The organism is Pseudarthrobacter sp. LMD1-1-1.1 (assembly GCF_040676255.1).
GTDB lineage: Bacteria > Actinomycetota > Actinomycetes > Actinomycetales > Micrococcaceae > Arthrobacter.
Genome location: NZ_JBEGHP010000012.1, coordinates 704,641 through 719,022 on the forward strand (window position 1 = coordinate 704,641; position 14,382 = coordinate 719,022).

The window sequence follows — 14,382 nt, forward strand, 5'->3', positions numbered from 1 at the left end:
CGCGCTTCCGGGCTGCGCGCATCCGAACCTGGGACTTCTGAAGCCGGGCAGCTGCAGGCAGTGGCAGATCCGGAAACGGGCCGGGAATTCGTGCTGACGTTCCACTGCCCGGATGCCCTTGGCATTGTCCAGGCGGTGGCGGCATACCTGCTGGAACAGGAATGCTACATCGTGGACATCAAGCAGTTCGGCGACAGGGCGAGCGGGCGGTTCTTCATGCGCATCCACGTCACCTCGCAGGTTGAGCTGGACCTTGGCCGCCTCCGGGCCGGTTTCGGTCAGGTGGCCCAGGAGTGGCAGATGGACTGGCGGCTGGAACGCCACGGACGCAAGCAGCCCATCCTGGTGATGGTCTCCAAGTATGAGCATTGCCTCAACGACCTCCTGTTCCGCGCCCGCAATGGTGAATTGCCCGTGGAGATCGCCGCCGTGGTGTCCAACCATCCGGACCTGGAACCGCTTGCGGCGTGGCACGGTGTTCCGTTCCACCACATCCCCGTGACGCCGGAAACCAAGGCCGATGCCGAGGAGCGGCTGCTGGCCCTGGTGGACGACTACGCCGTGGAGTTGGTGGTGCTGGCCCGCTACATGCAGGTGCTCAGCGACGAGGCCACCACCCGCCTGAGCGGGAAGGCCATCAACATCCACCACTCGTTCCTGCCCAGCTTCAAGGGGGCAAAGCCCTACCACCAGGCCTACGAGCGCGGCGTCAAAACGGTGGGTGCCACCGCCCACTACGTCAACTCGGAGCTGGACGAAGGGCCCATCATCTCGCAGCAGGTCATCGAGGTGGACCACACGTACTCCGCCTCGGACCTGGTCACGGTTGGCCGCGACGCCGAATGCAAGGCGCTCACGAATGCCGTCCGCTGGCACGCTGAAGGGCGGATAGTCCTCTCCGGCAACCGGACGGTCATCCTCCGCTAGTTTGCGGGCCCGTCCACGCGGCCGGTGCCCGCACTCCCTCCAAACGGAGGGGCAGGCGCCGGCCGCCGTGGCACCACTACTGAATACAGCCTTTCGAGCTGTGGCGGGAGAGTTCTCCCGGCCATCACCGGGCAGGCGCCGTAGGAGCAAATCCTCCCCAGGAATCTCTCAGGCCCATGTACCGTCACGGCGAGGCGACTCTGGAAAGCAGTGCTGCTCCGGCAGCACTCACCGACGGTGCAAGCAGGCCCTGATGGGTTTGCGGAATCTCTCAGGTCCAATACAGAGCGGGGAGGGACCCGATCCATGCCGTGCCACCCGTGGCCGGCCAAACCTGGAGTTCCTCATGACGATTCAATCCCTCCTGGCACCAGCCGCAGCACCGACTCCCGCGGAAGGACAGGCCGGCAAGTACGGTACGGTACTGCCTGTCCGGATGCAGATCATTCCCTCGGAGGGTATTGCCGCCCGCATCCAGGCCGCCGTGCCCCCTGGGGCGCAGCTGACGGTGACGTGCCTGCCCCGCCAGGGTGTGGGACCCACCATCCGGACGGCCATTGAGCTTGCCTACCTTGGCTTCGAGGTTGTTCCGCACCTGGCAGCACGAAGCATCGAAAGCCGTGAGCAACTGGCCGGCGTGGTCCGGAACTGCCACGACGCCGGCATCACCGAAGTGTTCGCCGTCGGCGGTGACGCGGGGGAGCCGGCCGGTCCCTATGACAGCAGCCTTCCGTTGCTGGAGGACCTCGCGGAGGTCTCTGGCGGCACCATCCGGGCCGGCGTGGCGGGCTACCCCGAAGGGCACCCGGGCCACAGCGAACTGCACATGCTTGATGCCCTGCTGGAAAAGCAGCACCTGGCATCGTCAGTGGTGACGCAACTGTGCCTTTCGGCCCCCCGGATCCAGTGGTACGCCCAAACCCTGCGCCGGGAAGGGGTGCGCCTGCCTGTCTGGGCCGGAGTGCCCGGCGCCGTTCCGCGGGCGCAGCTCATTCGCGCCGCGCTGAAAATCGGTGTAGGCCCATCCCTCACACTGCTGAACCGCAGGGGACCCCTTGGCCGGCGCCTGCTCCAAGATGGCCGCTACTCCTCCGAGGCCATCGTCGCGGAACTGCAGCGCGGCGAAGCAGTGGAAGGTATCCACCTTTACACGTTCAACAACCTGGCCGGCCCCGCCAACTAGAGGCCGGCGGCGGGGGTAGCCGTGACGCGGAGCGGAAAGTTCAGCATGCTTAGTGTTTGTCCACATAGGATGGATAAGCACGGCAGCCTACCCGCTGCAGGTCGATTTGAATGAAGGTGACCATGGCCAGGCGCAGCAATCCCGCAGTACGAATCGCACAGGAAACCGCCCACAACGCAATGTTCGATGCCGACGGCAAACCCAAGCCCGGTGTCCACAACATGCTCCTGAAGGCAGTGCAGATCCAGCGGCCCCTGGTGGTGGCCTACATCCGCCGGCTCCAGAAGAAGCATCCACGGGCCACCGCCGCCCAGTTGGCGGCCATCGCAGAGCGTGACTACCTGCGCGCAGTGACCGGTGGGGGTGCCCTGGTGGGTGCCACCGCCGTCGTCCCTGGTGTTGGAACCGTGGCGTCGCTGGGACTTTCCGCAGCCGCAACCGTCGGCTTCCTGGAGGCGACGGCCCTCTACGCGACGTCGCTGGCAGAGCTCCACGGCATCCGCCTCACCAATCCCGAGAAGGCCGGCACCATGGTTATGGCCATCATGCTTGGTGAGGAAGGGACCGCCCTGCTGGGAACGCTCAGCGGCCAGGCGGCCGGCGGCGCCAAGCCCGCCGACGTCTGGGGGAACATGCTGTCCAAGTCCTCGATCCCTGGATTCGGGAGTGTGCGGAAGAAGATCCAGCACGCCTTCCTGAAGAACCTGCTCAAACGGCAGGGCACTGCGCTGTTCGGCCGGGCCCTCCCCTTCGGCATAGGGGCAGTTGTGGGTGGAGCCGGTAACCTCGTGATGGGCCGTGCCGTGGCGCAGAACGCCAGGGAGGCGTTCGGACCCATGCCGGACACCATTCCCGGGGAGCTGACCGCAGCTGCCGGGCCGGACAACCTGACCCTGGAAGGCAACACCCTTGGATCTAAACGCTGATGTAGGCCAATCATTCGGCTCCTGGACCGCGGGTGGCGATCCGGCGATGTTCCAGCTGGCCACCAGTGTCAACGTAGCGTGCGGCCTCCATGCAGGCGATCCCGTCATCATGCTGGACAGCTGCCGGGCGGCTTACGAACTTGACGTCACCGTGGGTGCGCACCTTGGGTACCGCGATATGGCCGGTTTTGGCCAGCGCTCGCTGGACATGAGCTTTGATGAGCTATTTGGCGACGTGCTGTACCAGCTGGGCGCGCTCGACGGCGTCGCACATGCCGTGGGTGCCTCGGTGGACTTCGTGAAGCCACACGGTGCGCTGTATGACACCCTGATCCATGATGCTGAGCAGGCCTCCGCACTCGTGGCGGCCGTGAACGCCTACGATCCTGGACTTCCCATCCTGGGCTTCCCGGGGTCGGAGCTGCTGAAGCAGGCCAAGGAGGCCGGCCACCCCGTGTTCACCGAGGCCTTCGCCGACCGCGCCTACTACGCCGACGGCACCCTGGTGCCGCTGTCCAGGGAAGACGCCGTGCTGCACGACGTCGACACGATCGTTGAGCGCGCCGTTCGCCTGGCCACAAAAGGCGAAGTGATGGCCATCGACGGGTCCATCGTCACCGTCCAGCCGGACTCCCTGCGACTGCAGGGCTGTAGCCCCGGCGCCGTGGAGACGGCGGCAAAAATTCGGGCAGGACTTGAGGCCGCGGGCGTGGAACTGGAGGCCTTCGCATAGAAGCGGCAGCGTGCTCCGGACCCAGGGACTACTGACCGTTGGACTGCCAAGGCCCCATCATCCCGACGGTACTAATGGCGTGGCGAGGAGTTCGGTCCAGAGGGGATCGTCGGCCGGCAGGTCGTTGAGGTCCACGTATCTGTCGTCGTCTGGTTCCCACTGCGGAAGGTTTTCGAGGCTGGCCTCCAGGCATTGGCATTGACCCGGCGCATCCCATTTGAGCCACTGCGGCCATTGCGACCCCTGCGGCCAACTTTCCGGTGGCCAGTGGGTTGGTTCGGGGTCGGGGTGTTCTGGGTTGTAGTGCCTGCCTGTTGGTGAGGTCCAGCCGGGTGATTCATTCTTGTTGGCCGGGTCCGGTGTCCATCTGGTGTTGTGTTTGAGCCGGTGGTGTTTGGGGCAGAGCTGGGCCAGGTTACTGACGTTGGTCGTGCCGCCGTGTTCCCACGCTTGTAGGTGGTCGGTTTCGTTGTCGGGGGTGCGGTTGGTGCAGCCGGGGAAGGTGCACTTGGCGTCGCGCATCCTGATCCACCGTTTGATGGTTTCGGTGAGCCGGTAGTTTTTGCGGCCGATTTCCAGTGGTGCGCCGTCGCGTGGGTCGACGAGGACCCGGTAGAACGATTCCGCCCCGTCGGCGACAAGTTTGCGGGCCATGGACGCCGGGATCGGCCCGAAACCATCCAGTACGGCGGGTTCATCGGTCACTCCGAGGAGGGCGAAGACGGGCACGGTGACCAGGACGTCGGCCCGCGGCGCAAGGACCTTCCCGATCCCGGTGACACCCTGCGTGCCCGGGGCGGTGCCGGTGGACCCCTCGCCCGCCATCTGGCCGGCGCCGAGTAGGAGGCTGGCGGCGATGTCGGGGCGCAGCTGGGTGAGGGTGCGCTCTTCGGTGGGGCCTTGGAGTCCGCGGGCGGTGGCCGTGGTCCGGTTCCAGATGGCACAGGCGGTGTCGCCGGGCAGGTAGAGGGAGACCCAGGCCATACCGTCCCGGTCGGGGGTGTATTCCATCCGCCGGTCAGCGGCACTTTTGGCGTGGCGCTTCTCGATCGATTCCGGGTGGTGGCGTTCCCGCCACCCACGCACCTTCGCCCGGAACCGGGACGGGACGAGCTCGCCGGGGGCGGCGCCGCGGGCGCGCTGGGGTGCAGCCGGGTCGAAGAAATGCGCCACCAGAGAGGCCGCGCCGTCGGGGGAGAGGCCCTCGGTCTCATCGGCGACAATGCGGGCGTGCTGCCAGGACATGTCGCCGGCGGCCAGCGCCTGGAAAACCATCGGCAGGGAACAGATCCGCCGTGACTGCTCCACCAACGCCCCGGCAGCCGCGGAGCTGATGGTCAGCACCCCGGCGATTTCCTCCACCACCGACATGTCAGCGTAAGTGCGGTCCTGGACGGTGGCGTCCGGCGGGGTCATCGCCTGCTGCAGTTCAACGGCCCGGGCGGCCTGCCGGGACTTTAGCGCCGTAAGTTGAGCTTCCAGCCGGGCCGTCAGCTCCAACCCTTCCAGGCACAACTCATACCGGCGCTGGAACACATCCATACCGGCGCCAGCATGAGCTCCGGAAGCCAGGAAAGCGTCCTCTTTCTCCAGCGCATTCAGGGCAGCAATGGAGGCGTGGATACCCTCCAAAGCCACCCCGACACCACCGCCGATTCCCATACCGACATCATCCATCGAGGCACTGACATTTGAAGCCGCCCCGTGCCCAACCGCCAGGCCGCCGCGAGCGAATCACCCAAAAATCAGCTGCGCCACCGTGAAGATCGCCAGCCCGGCGAGGGACCCCACCACGGTGCCGTTGATGCGGATGAACTGCAGGTCCTTGCCTACCTGAAGCTCAATCTTCTGCGAAGTTTCCTCGGCATCCCAGCGCGCAACCGTGTCCGTGATGACTCCGGCGATGTCCGAACGGTAGGTCCGGACCAGATACCCGGCGGCGTCGCCGATCCAGGCGTTGACCTTGCCGGCCAGTTCCGGATCCTGCACCAGGCGCGAGCCAAAATCGCGCACCGCGGCCTTGAACTTGATGGTGAGCTCGCTGTCCGGATCGTCAACGGCACCCAGCAGCGCGTTCTTGACCGTGCCCCAGGTCCGGGATGCGAGCTCGCGCACCTCGGGATCGCCCAGCACCTGCGCCTTGATGTCCTCCGCGCGGGCAATCATCGCCGGATCATGCTGCAGGTCCTGCGCGAGGTCGTTGAGGTACTTGTCGATCGACTGGCGCACCTGGTGGCGGGGGTCGGCCTGGACCGCGCGCACGAACTTGAGGATTTCGAGGTAGACCTTGTCGCCCACCAGACCATCCACGAACTGCGGAACCCAGGTGGGGGAGCGGTCGGATACCAAGCGGGTGACGGTCTCGTGGTTGTCATCCACCCAGTCCGCAGCACGGTCCACCAGCAGGTCCACCAGCGTGTGGTGGTGCCCGTCGTGGAAGACCCGCTCCGCCAGCCTGCCCACCGGGGGTCCCCACGGCGGAGCAAGCAGGTGCTTGCGGACCATGCCCTCGATGACGGCCTGGACGTCGTCGTCATTCAAAACCTTAAACGCGCCGCGGATCACCGCAGCACCTTCCTTGGCCACACGGTCGGCACCACCGGGGGCTGCCAGCCATTCACCGGCACGGCGGGCGATGTTGACGCTGGCCAGCTTGTCCTGCACCACCTGTTCGGAGAGGAAATTGGTCTCCACGAACTCACCCAGGGAGGCGCCGATCTGGTCCTTGCGGCGCGGAATGATGGCTGTGTGCGGAATCTTGATGCCCATGGGGTACTTGAACAGCGCCGTCACGGCGAACCAGTCGGCCAGCGCGCCCACCATGCCACCCTCAGCGGCCGCGCGTACGTACTGCAGCCATGGATAGTCCTTCTGCAGCGCGAACGCGAAGACAAAGACCACGGCCATTGCGATCAGCAGGCTCAGCGCCAGCAGCTTCATTTTCCGCAGCGCTGCCGCCTTTTCGGCGTCGCCGGCACCAAGCCGGCGGCTTACGACGGCGGCAGCCGCCTTAGTGCCCGGCGGCACCTCCCGCGCGGCCTCCGCGGGCGCTTCCTGCGTGGTTGGCCCAGTAGTTGCCTCAGAGTTCACCTGCATGTGCCAAGCCTAGCCCCGAAGGCGGGGGCGGGTCGGCTACCGTGTGTCCATGACAATTGACGAGTCAGTGCCGCAGCGGCCGCTGGTCTTTGCCCACCGCGGGTCCAGCGGCGCGTATGCCGAACACACCCGCGCCGCCTACCTGCAGGCCCTGGCTGACGGGGCCGACGGCGTGGAGTGCGATGTCCACCTGACCCGGGACCAGCACGTGGTGCTGCTCCACGACGCCAACCTGGACCGCACGTCGGACGGGACCGGCCCGGTGGCCGAACGGACGCTGGAGGAGTTGCGCCAGCTGGACTTCTCGTCCTGGAAAGGCGTCCGCATTCCCGAAACCTACGGGGCGCGCTCCGAGCAGCTCCTGACCCTTCCGGAGCTGCTGGACGTCCTGCGCGGGGCGGGCCGTCCGGTGAAACTCGCCATTGAGCTCAAGCATCCCAGCCCCTACCAGCTCAAGCTGGAGGACCGGGTCCTGGAAGTACTCCGCAGCGAGGGCTGGGACCCGCAAAGCTCCACAGTGGACAACATCGCCGTGACATTCATGAGTTTCAGCCCCGATTCCGTCCGGCACCTGCTCCTGTCCATCCCGCCTCAGTACATCTGCCAACTCGTGGACGACGTCACCATCCATGAGATCCGTGGCGGGCTGGGGGTGGGGCCGATTACGGGCGGCGCCATCGCAAACCTGATGAAGGCCACCCAGCTGGAGGGCGAACGGATCCTGGATGACCGGGAGGTGGGGATGGCCGGGCCGGGTATTGATTACGTCCGTGAGCGCCCCGGCACCGTCCGGCGCTGGCTGGACTCCGGCCGCCGCTTCAGGGTGTGGACTGTGGACTCACCGGAGGACGTGGCCCTTTGCCAGGAGTTGGGCATCCAGGAGATCACCACCAACGTGCCGGCCCGCGTCCTGGAACAGCTGCACATGGCCGCGCCGCAGGGAAAGTAGCGCTGACATGGCCGCCCCCGGCACACCGTCCGTGCCCCGCTGGTGGGCCGGGCCGCTCGACGTCGAAGGCGTGGCGCTGCAGTCCGTGGAAGCAGCCGCGGAAGCCCTGAACCTGTACACGGCGAGCCCTGGCCGGTACAGCACAACTGCTGTGCTCACGGCAGCTGCCTTCGATTCCTTCGGGCACCTGCGGATTGCGGGGCGCAAGCCGCAGGGTTTCGCGCCCCTGTCCGGCTTCCGGAAGACCGCCGACGGCTGGATCCGGCTGCATGCAAACTACCCGCACCACGAGCAACGGCTTTTGCAGGCGCTGGGTGCAACCTCCGCGGAAGGGGTGGAGAGGGAACTCCAGTCCATGGCCGCGCTGGAGGCTGAGGCCGCCATCCAGCGGCACGGCGGAATTGGCGCGGCTGTCCGGACTCGCGGTGAATGGCTTGCGACCGACATGGGCCGAGCGGCCGGTTCAGGACCTTGGATTGCTGTGGAGCATGCCGACGGCACAACCAGTGGCTTCGGACTGCAGGATATCGGGGCGGCCACAGAGGCCGGCACCAGCCCCGGCACCCTGTCCGGTACCAGCGCCCTGCACGGTGCGGACGGCCTGCCCCTGGCCGGGGTACGGGTCCTGGACCTGACGCGGGTCATCGCAGGGCCGGTCGCCACCCGGCTGCTGGCCGCGCTCGGAGCAGAGGTCCTGCGAATCGACCCGCCCGCCTTTCCCGAGATCGAAGACCAGTTCGTGGACACGGCCTTTGGCAAGCGCAGCGCAGTACTCGACCTGGGACCCGCGGCAAACCGGCAGAACTTGCAGCAGCTCCTGGCCGGCGCAGATGCCGTGGTCACCGGTTACCGGCACGGCGCGTTGGACCGCTTTGGGCTCAATCCGCGGGAACTGCTGGCAGCACACCCGGGACTGGTGGTGGTCACGTTGGACAGCTGGGGCGGCAGTGGGCCGTGGAGCGGGCTGCGCGGCTTCGACAGCATTGTCCAGGCCGCCAGCGGAATCGCACACCTCTACGGCAGAGAGGACGATTACGGCAGGTGGCGCCCGGGTGCCCTTCCGGTGCAGGCGCTGGACCATGCCACCGGCTACGGGGTGGCTGCGGCTGCAGTCGGTCTTCTGGCCGCGCGGCGCCGGACGGGTTTGGGCGGCGCGGCACACCTGTCTCTGGCCCGCACCGCAGAGGAACTGTTTTCCTTGACCGGCATGGAAAACCAGGCCGGCAGGGAACACGGGGCTGGCACCGAAAGCCAGGCTGGCACCGAAAACCAGGCCACCACAGCAAGCCCCGCGGAACTCCCATCGCCCGAATACCGGTCCGTGGACAGCAGCTTTGGGGAGTTGCGGTACGTCGGGCCGCCACTGCTCGACGCAGGCCGGCCGCTGGACTATCAGTCCCCGCCACCACCATATGGAAGCTCGCCGGCCGCCTGGCTGTGACGCTTGCAGCCCCGGGCTGTGTAGCTGCGCAGCCCTGCTGTCCTGCCGGATGCCGGGTTTCTGGGGGTGCTGACGCTGTGATTGAGTGGTTCCATGTCTTCTCCCAGGTCCGGCCCCGCTGCTAAGGGCCTGTCCGCTCTGTCCCCATCCATTCCCGGCGCGGCCGTGCAGCACCTGTCCGCGGCTGCCATGGGGGCCCTTCTGCTGGCCAGTGCCGGCAAGCATTTCAGGGATCCCGGCTTCTACCGTGACGTCGTTCCGGGATACCTCTGCCGGCAGGATCCCTCGCCTGACGCAACCCCAAGCGGTACCACCCCTGACAGTCCAACCCAAGGCAGTTCACCCCAAGGCATTTCAACCGAGGGCAGTCCAACCCAAAGCAGCCCACCCCCAAGCAGCACGGGCACAGCCGCCGCAGCCCAGCATCCATGGGCCGTCCTGTCCCGGGACGAGTGGATCGCCGTGAGCGGCCTGCTGGAGCTCGCCGCCGCCGTCGGAATTCTCCTGCCACCCACCCGGAAGTTGACAGCCACTGCCATCACCGCGATGTTCACGGCGTTCCTGGCCGGGCACGTCGATGCCCTCCTGAGGGCGTACGGACCGCAGGGCACACCCCGCCGCCGGAAGATCCACGCCGTGCGGCTTCCGCTCCAGGCGCCCCTGATCCTGTGGGCCTGGAGCCTGCGGACACGTGCACTACCCGGCCGTAAACACCGTAAACCCGGAGGCCGAGGGTGAAGCTGCTGGCATCGCCGGCAGTCAGGGTGGGTATCTCCATCAGCATTGCCACGGGGCTGTACGGCGTGTCCTTCGGGGCGCTCGCGGTGACGTCCGGGCTCAACTTCTGGCAGACCATGGTGTTGAGCCTGCTCCTCTTCAGCGGCGGCTCGCAGTTCGCCTTCATCGGGGTGGTGGCAGGCGGCGGCTCAGGCCTGGCGGCCATGAGCGCAGCCACCCTCCTGGGCATGCGCAACGGCATCTACGGCATGCAGCTGAACGCGCTGCTCCGCCCCACGGGCTGGCGCAAGTACGTCGGCGCGCAGCTCACCATCGACGAATCCACTGCCACGAGCACGGGCCAGACAGACCCGGCCGAACAGCAGCGCGGATTCTGGACCGCCGGAATCGGCGTCTACGTGCTCTGGAACCTCTTCACCGCTGTGGGGGCACTGGCCGGAAGCGGGCTGGGCGATCCCAAGCAATGGGGGCTGGACGGGGCTGCCGTCGCCGCCTTCCTGGCGCTGCTCTGGCCCCGGCTCAAGGGCCGGGAGCCAATCGCCATCGCGGTGGTGTGTGCCGTGGCGACCGTAGTTGCCGTTCCCTTCGTTCCGCCAGGCGTCCCCATCCTGGTGGCCGCGGTAGTTGCCGCGCTGGTGGGCTGGTTCAGCCATGGCCGCCGCGACGAAGGCCTCGAACCCGACGTCGAGCCCTACGGCACGCACGGCCACGGCCATCACCAGGACCGCCTTGGCGGACCGGAGCGCAGAAGCGGCACGGACCCGGAAGCACGCGCATGACTCTGTGGATCTGGCTGCTTATTGCCTGCGTCCTTGCCTACGCATGGAAGCTGGTGGGCTACTTTGTTCCCGCCAAGTTCCTTGAGGACCCCCGCACCTCACGCGTCGCGGGAACCATGACCATCGGACTGCTGGCCTCGCTCACAGTGGTGAATGCGGTGGTGTCGGGCCAGGCGCTCGCCGCAGACGCCAGGCTGGGAGCGCTGGCCGCCGCCGCGGTCGCCCTGGTACTCCGGGCACCGTTCCTTGTTGTGGTAATCGCCGGAGCCGGCACGGCGGCACTGTTGCGGATCCTGGGTTGGAACTGATCCCCTAATTCGTGCCCAAAGTGGTGACCCGGGTCACTTTGCTGGGCCTGTGCCGGTTGTACTATGAGATCGGCTTATGCAGTTGGCCATGGAATTTCCTATTGAACGGCACCCATGGAAAATCAGCTGCACCCTGCGGGCGGCTTAGCGGGCAGGCTTCGCCATAAGAACGCCCGACGCCGGGCGGGCCTTCCTGCCAAACGCTTCTTCAAGCGCTTTTCCGGACTTTCGGACGTCCCGGAAGAGGACCTGGAACTTCTCTCCCAAAGACTTCGGGAGGCATTCGACCTGGATCCGTCGTCGTCCGTGCCCGCCCTTCAGGCCCTGGTGCGCCGGGAGATCCGCAAGCGGGCGGACACAGGCAGCGCGTAGCGGCCCACCATTCCGGGTGCCATCTGTGATGGACTGGAAGAGAGGCAGCCCACACCCAGGCGGCCACCAAAGGAGGAATCGAGATGGACGACGAGTCACGGCCTGTTGAGCCGCAGGACGGCCACGGCACCGATGAGACCGGCAAGGACGCCAAGGGAGAACACGGCACCGGGGTGCCGGCCGCGGAACAGTCCGCAAAGCCGCGGGCCGCCTATCTTGACCCGCGAGGTTCGGAGTCAACCCGCGAGCTGCGCGACACCGCCAGAAGGCGCCGGGACGCGGAAGAAAAACTCCAACAGCACCTGATGGAAGCGAAGGACCACGTTCCCAACGAATTCCATGAACATCCCGGACATGGCTACGTGGGACACGCCGGACATGAGCACCTCGCCCATGAGCCGTCCGGTCATGAGACGCCAGACCAGGAAAAGCCCGGCCGGGAACAGTCCGGCCGGGAGCAGGACAGCGGCACCGGCGAAAAGGGCGCAGACAAGGCCTGATCAGCAGTGGAGTCCTTAGCCGGCTGGGCCCCCCGCCTGCCGCGGCCAGCGCTGACTTTCGGCCGGCCGGACGACCCCTGGCTGCCGGTCGGCATTGACCGGCAGCCAGGAGCTGAACAAGCGGTGGTTTAGGCTACGCCGTGGGCCGCGCCGTCAGGTGAGACGGACCTCCGGTACGTTTCCTCGACGCCCATCTCGTACCAGGCCTGCGCGCCAAACTCCGGTTCGGGGGTATCCAGGTTCTGGTACAGGGCGTCAAGCAGTTCGACCAGCTCGCCGGCGGTCAGTGCAGGCAGGACTTCCTCCGGCCCGCGGGGATCGGTCAGGTAGTGGAGAAGCTTTGAGTGGTTCATTGCAGTGCGGCCGTTGTGTGCGGGACAGGCGCGAAGTGCATGGGGTTGCTCCAACGTGGAAGTGCCGAGGCTGACTGCCTAACCCCAATTCAGAGTGTATTGCACGTACTTACTGGTAACAATGGAGTTGGCCCACAACGCATCTGCCACCAGGAAATTGCCGCCATAGAACTACCGTCAACGAATTCCGGCAGCAGGCCGCCGCACGGCTTACTCCGGCAGCGTTCCGGGCTGGACGTTTACCGTGGTGTTGCCGGGCGCGGGCGGCACGGGAACGAACACGGGGAGCGGGCGCGACGGGCGGACCGTGCGGATGGCATCCTCCACCAGCGCCAGCGGGCGGCGCCACGCATCAGAACCGGGTTCCATGGTGTCCACCACACCGATCAGCATGGCCAGCAGCCGGAACATGTCCGTCATGGAAATGTCAGTGCGCAGGCTTCCCTGGCCTTGGCCGCGCGCCAGCAGGATGCTCATGGATTCCATCAGGGAACCGGTGATTCCGGTGAGGAGTTCGCGCCGGCCCGCCACCGCACACAGCAGGTTGGCGTCGTCGCTCGCGGCCCCCATCAGGGCTTCGAGAACGCGCAGCAGGCCTGCGGCGGCATCGATATCGGCAAGGGCGCCGTCCATGACGGGGTCAACCGTGAGCCGGAGCTGCCGGTTGAGCGCGGCAAGCACCAGTTCTTCCTTGTCCGCGAAGTTGCGGAAGAGGGTTGCCGGGCCCACGCCGGCGGTGGTTGCGATGGTCTGGAGCGGTACTTCCGGGCCGAACTCCCGGAAGCATTGGCGTGCAGCCGTGATGATCTTGTCCACGTTCCGCGCTGCGTCGGCACGGAGGGGCTTTCGGGCGACTGCGAGGCTCATGCCCAAAAGGGTAGCAACGGAGCTTCCGGCCAACACGGTTACTGCGGGGTAGGCGCTTATGTGACGGCGGCCCGCTGCCGTCACCTGCGCCGCTGTCCGGAGCTGCGTGGGAGACTGGGGAGCATGTTGCTTGCATTTTCTGTCGCGCCGTCAGGCGTTCCCAGCGAAGGTTCACGGCCCAACGATGCGTCGGTGCACGACGCCGTTGCAGCCGCAGTCAAGATCGTCAGGGAGTCCGGGCTGCCCAACCAGACGGATTCCATGTTCACCACCATTGAAGGCGAGTGGGACGAGGTGTTCGACGTCGTCAAGCGCGCCACCGAGGCCGTGGGGCGCTACGGCAGCCGTGTTTCGCTGGTGATCAAAGCAGACATCAGGCCCGGCTACAGCGGCGAGCTGACCGCGAAGGTCGACCGCCTGGAGAATGCACTGGTGCAGGAGCCCTAAGCGTCTCACAAGGGGGCCGCATTGTCTGGACCCCCGGCACGCCGCGTGCCAAAATGTGGCAATGTTCGAGCACAAGCCGCGGCCGGAATGGATTGCCACCGAGGAGTTCCTGTCCGCTGCCGTAGTGCATCCGGACAGCGCCGTCCAGCAGGCCATCCACGCCGCGGCGGAGGCCGGCATGCCCGCCATCGAGGTGGCGCCTAACGCAGGGAAGCTCCTGAAGCTCCTGGTCCAGCTGTCCGGTGCCCGGCGCATCCTGGAGATCGGGACGCTCGCGGGATACAGCACCATTTGGATGGGCCGGGGGCTGCCCCCTAACGGCACCCTGGTCACCTGCGAGTACCTGCCCCAGCACGCAGAAGTGGCGTGGGCCAATATTGATGCGGCCGGCCTGGGGGAAAGGGTGGAGATCCGGCTGGGCCCGGCGCTGGAGACCCTGGCGGCCCTCGAGGAAGAGGAACGGGAGCCGTTCGACTTCATCTTCATCGACGCCGACAAGCAGAACAACAGCCGCTACCTGGACTGGGCCGTCAGGCTTGGCCGCCCCGGCGCCGCGGTGGTCCTGGACAACACCATCTGGGAAGGCGCGGTGCTGGACCCGGACATCGACCCCGTCAACGCGCCGGGGATCATCGATGCACTCAAGCTGCTGGGCAACCACCCCCGGCTGGACGCCACCGTGATCCAGACCGTCGGCTCGAAAGGCTGGGACGGGTTCGCCCTGGCGCGCATTCTCCCGCAAAACAGTAAGTAAGCTGTGGAG

General features: G+C 66.7%; 17 protein-coding genes and 1 riboswitch. Of the genes, 13 read left to right on the top strand and 4 right to left on the bottom strand.

The annotated features are described in order from the left end of the window. Positions 1 to 51: 51 nt before the first annotated feature. From purU to MRBLMD1_RS08870, 4 genes are all read left to right on the top strand, one after another. On the top strand, positions 52 to 927 hold the full coding sequence (gene purU, locus MRBLMD1_RS08855) for a formyltetrahydrofolate deformylase (RefSeq protein WP_159635121.1): 876 nt from the start codon (positions 52 to 54) through the stop codon (positions 925 to 927). A 94-nt stretch (positions 928 to 1,021) separates the two neighbouring features. Further along, positions 1,022 to 1,121: riboswitch (glycine riboswitch) on the top strand. Between the two features lie 152 nt (positions 1,122 to 1,273). Next, the gene (locus tag MRBLMD1_RS08860) at positions 1,274 to 2,110 is read left to right on the top strand and encodes a methylenetetrahydrofolate reductase (RefSeq protein ID WP_159630346.1); all 837 of its coding nucleotides are present in this window, start codon (positions 1,274 to 1,276) and stop codon (positions 2,108 to 2,110) included. Between the two features lie 122 nt (positions 2,111 to 2,232). Next, the gene (locus MRBLMD1_RS08865) at positions 2,233 to 3,036 is read left to right on the top strand and encodes a hypothetical protein (protein WP_159630344.1); all 804 of its coding nucleotides are present in this window, start codon (positions 2,233 to 2,235) and stop codon (positions 3,034 to 3,036) included. Continuing rightward, positions 3,020 to 3,769, top strand: coding sequence for a LamB/YcsF family protein (locus MRBLMD1_RS08870; RefSeq protein ID WP_364398896.1), 750 nt, complete (start codon positions 3,020 to 3,022; stop codon positions 3,767 to 3,769). The genes MRBLMD1_RS08865 and MRBLMD1_RS08870 overlap by 17 nt, the downstream gene beginning before the upstream one ends. Before the next feature lie 57 nt (positions 3,770 to 3,826). Here MRBLMD1_RS08870 and MRBLMD1_RS08875 read toward each other — a convergent pair whose 3' ends face one another. Both MRBLMD1_RS08875 and MRBLMD1_RS08880 read right to left on the bottom strand, forming a co-directional pair. Next, positions 3,827 to 5,446 carry an HNH endonuclease signature motif containing protein gene (locus MRBLMD1_RS08875; protein ID WP_364398898.1) on the bottom strand — a complete coding sequence of 540 codons (1,620 nt, stop codon included), beginning with the start codon at positions 5,444 to 5,446 and terminating at the stop codon, positions 3,827 to 3,829. A 57-nt stretch (positions 5,447 to 5,503) separates the two neighbouring features. Further along, positions 5,504 to 6,865, bottom strand: coding sequence for a DUF445 domain-containing protein (locus tag MRBLMD1_RS08880; protein WP_364398900.1), 1,362 nt, complete (start codon positions 6,863 to 6,865; stop codon positions 5,504 to 5,506). A gap of 49 nt (positions 6,866 to 6,914) precedes the next feature. On the opposite strand from MRBLMD1_RS08880, the gene MRBLMD1_RS08885 reads away from it, so the two are divergent. The 7 genes from MRBLMD1_RS08885 to MRBLMD1_RS08915 all read left to right on the top strand — a co-directional run bounded on the left by MRBLMD1_RS08885 (position 6,915) and on the right by MRBLMD1_RS08915 (position 11,952). After that, positions 6,915 to 7,814: a glycerophosphodiester phosphodiesterase gene (locus MRBLMD1_RS08885; protein WP_159630336.1), complete on the top strand. Its 900-nt coding sequence runs from the start codon at positions 6,915 to 6,917 to the stop codon at positions 7,812 to 7,814. A gap of 7 nt (positions 7,815 to 7,821) precedes the next feature. Continuing rightward, complete coding sequence (locus MRBLMD1_RS08890; RefSeq protein ID WP_364398903.1) at positions 7,822 to 9,255, top strand: CoA transferase; 1,434 nt, start codon at positions 7,822 to 7,824, stop codon at positions 9,253 to 9,255. A gap of 93 nt (positions 9,256 to 9,348) precedes the next feature. Beyond that, a complete protein-coding gene (locus MRBLMD1_RS21985) occupies positions 9,349 to 9,993 on the top strand; it encodes a DoxX family protein (protein WP_414703675.1) in 645 nt (214 codons plus the stop codon). Next, the gene (locus MRBLMD1_RS08900; RefSeq protein WP_364398905.1) at positions 9,990 to 10,772 is read left to right on the top strand and encodes an AzlC family ABC transporter permease; all 783 of its coding nucleotides are present in this window, start codon (positions 9,990 to 9,992) and stop codon (positions 10,770 to 10,772) included. Before MRBLMD1_RS21985 ends, MRBLMD1_RS08900 begins: the two co-directional genes overlap by 4 nt. After that, positions 10,769 to 11,080, top strand: coding sequence for an AzlD domain-containing protein (locus tag MRBLMD1_RS08905; RefSeq protein WP_159630330.1), 312 nt, complete (start codon positions 10,769 to 10,771; stop codon positions 11,078 to 11,080). The genes MRBLMD1_RS08900 and MRBLMD1_RS08905 overlap by 4 nt, the downstream gene beginning before the upstream one ends. 114 nt (positions 11,081 to 11,194) lie before the next feature. After that, positions 11,195 to 11,452 carry a hypothetical protein gene (locus MRBLMD1_RS08910; protein ID WP_364398908.1) on the top strand — a complete coding sequence of 86 codons (258 nt, stop codon included), beginning with the start codon at positions 11,195 to 11,197 and terminating at the stop codon, positions 11,450 to 11,452. Positions 11,453 to 11,535: 83 nt separating this feature from the next. Next, positions 11,536 to 11,952, top strand: coding sequence for a hypothetical protein (locus tag MRBLMD1_RS08915; RefSeq protein WP_364398910.1), 417 nt, complete (start codon positions 11,536 to 11,538; stop codon positions 11,950 to 11,952). Positions 11,953 to 12,080: 128 nt separating this feature from the next. Here the strand turns inward: MRBLMD1_RS08915 and MRBLMD1_RS08920 are convergent, their stop codons facing one another. Together MRBLMD1_RS08920 and MRBLMD1_RS08925 are read right to left on the bottom strand one after the other, a co-directional pair. Then, on the bottom strand, positions 12,081 to 12,305 hold the full coding sequence (locus MRBLMD1_RS08920) for a hypothetical protein (protein ID WP_224024566.1): 225 nt from the start codon (positions 12,303 to 12,305) through the stop codon (positions 12,081 to 12,083). Between the two features lie 210 nt (positions 12,306 to 12,515). Beyond that, the gene (locus MRBLMD1_RS08925) at positions 12,516 to 13,172 is read right to left on the bottom strand and encodes a TetR/AcrR family transcriptional regulator (protein ID WP_224024568.1); all 657 of its coding nucleotides are present in this window, start codon (positions 13,170 to 13,172) and stop codon (positions 12,516 to 12,518) included. A 123-nt stretch (positions 13,173 to 13,295) separates the two neighbouring features. Between MRBLMD1_RS08925 and MRBLMD1_RS08930 the strand changes: the two genes are divergently transcribed. Both MRBLMD1_RS08930 and MRBLMD1_RS08935 read left to right on the top strand, forming a co-directional pair. Then, a complete protein-coding gene (locus MRBLMD1_RS08930; protein ID WP_159630320.1) occupies positions 13,296 to 13,619 on the top strand; it encodes a thiamine-binding protein in 324 nt (107 codons plus the stop codon). Positions 13,620 to 13,680: 61 nt separating this feature from the next. Continuing rightward, positions 13,681 to 14,373, top strand: a complete 693-nt coding sequence (locus MRBLMD1_RS08935; protein WP_275182363.1) for an O-methyltransferase — start codon at positions 13,681 to 13,683, stop codon at positions 14,371 to 14,373. Positions 14,374 to 14,382: the final 9 nt, after the last annotated feature.

Coding starts and splice junctions, on each gene's coding strand:
- MRBLMD1_RS08885 (WP_159630336.1), top strand. CDS start 6,915: ATGACAATTGACGAGTCAGTGCCGCAGCGGCCGCTGGTCTTTGCCCAC.
- MRBLMD1_RS08880 (WP_364398900.1), bottom strand. CDS start 6,865: ATGCAGGTGAACTCTGAGGCAACTACTGGGCCAACCACGCAGGAAGCG.
- MRBLMD1_RS08925 (WP_224024568.1), bottom strand. CDS start 13,172: ATGAGCCTCGCAGTCGCCCGAAAGCCCCTCCGTGCCGACGCAGCGCGG.
- MRBLMD1_RS08875 (WP_364398898.1), bottom strand. CDS start 5,446: ATGGATGATGTCGGTATGGGAATCGGCGGTGGTGTCGGGGTGGCTTTG.
- MRBLMD1_RS08890 (WP_364398903.1), top strand. CDS start 7,822: ATGGCCGCCCCCGGCACACCGTCCGTGCCCCGCTGGTGGGCCGGGCCG.
- MRBLMD1_RS08865 (WP_159630344.1), top strand. CDS start 2,233: ATGGCCAGGCGCAGCAATCCCGCAGTACGAATCGCACAGGAAACCGCC.
- MRBLMD1_RS08905 (WP_159630330.1), top strand. CDS start 10,769: ATGACTCTGTGGATCTGGCTGCTTATTGCCTGCGTCCTTGCCTACGCA.
- MRBLMD1_RS08935 (WP_275182363.1), top strand. CDS start 13,681: ATGTTCGAGCACAAGCCGCGGCCGGAATGGATTGCCACCGAGGAGTTC.
- MRBLMD1_RS08860 (WP_159630346.1), top strand. CDS start 1,274: ATGACGATTCAATCCCTCCTGGCACCAGCCGCAGCACCGACTCCCGCG.
- MRBLMD1_RS08930 (WP_159630320.1), top strand. CDS start 13,296: ATGTTGCTTGCATTTTCTGTCGCGCCGTCAGGCGTTCCCAGCGAAGGT.
- MRBLMD1_RS08910 (WP_364398908.1), top strand. CDS start 11,195: ATGGAAAATCAGCTGCACCCTGCGGGCGGCTTAGCGGGCAGGCTTCGC.
- MRBLMD1_RS21985 (WP_414703675.1), top strand. CDS start 9,349: ATGTCTTCTCCCAGGTCCGGCCCCGCTGCTAAGGGCCTGTCCGCTCTG.
- MRBLMD1_RS08915 (WP_364398910.1), top strand. CDS start 11,536: ATGGACGACGAGTCACGGCCTGTTGAGCCGCAGGACGGCCACGGCACC.
- MRBLMD1_RS08920 (WP_224024566.1), bottom strand. CDS start 12,305: ATGAACCACTCAAAGCTTCTCCACTACCTGACCGATCCCCGCGGGCCG.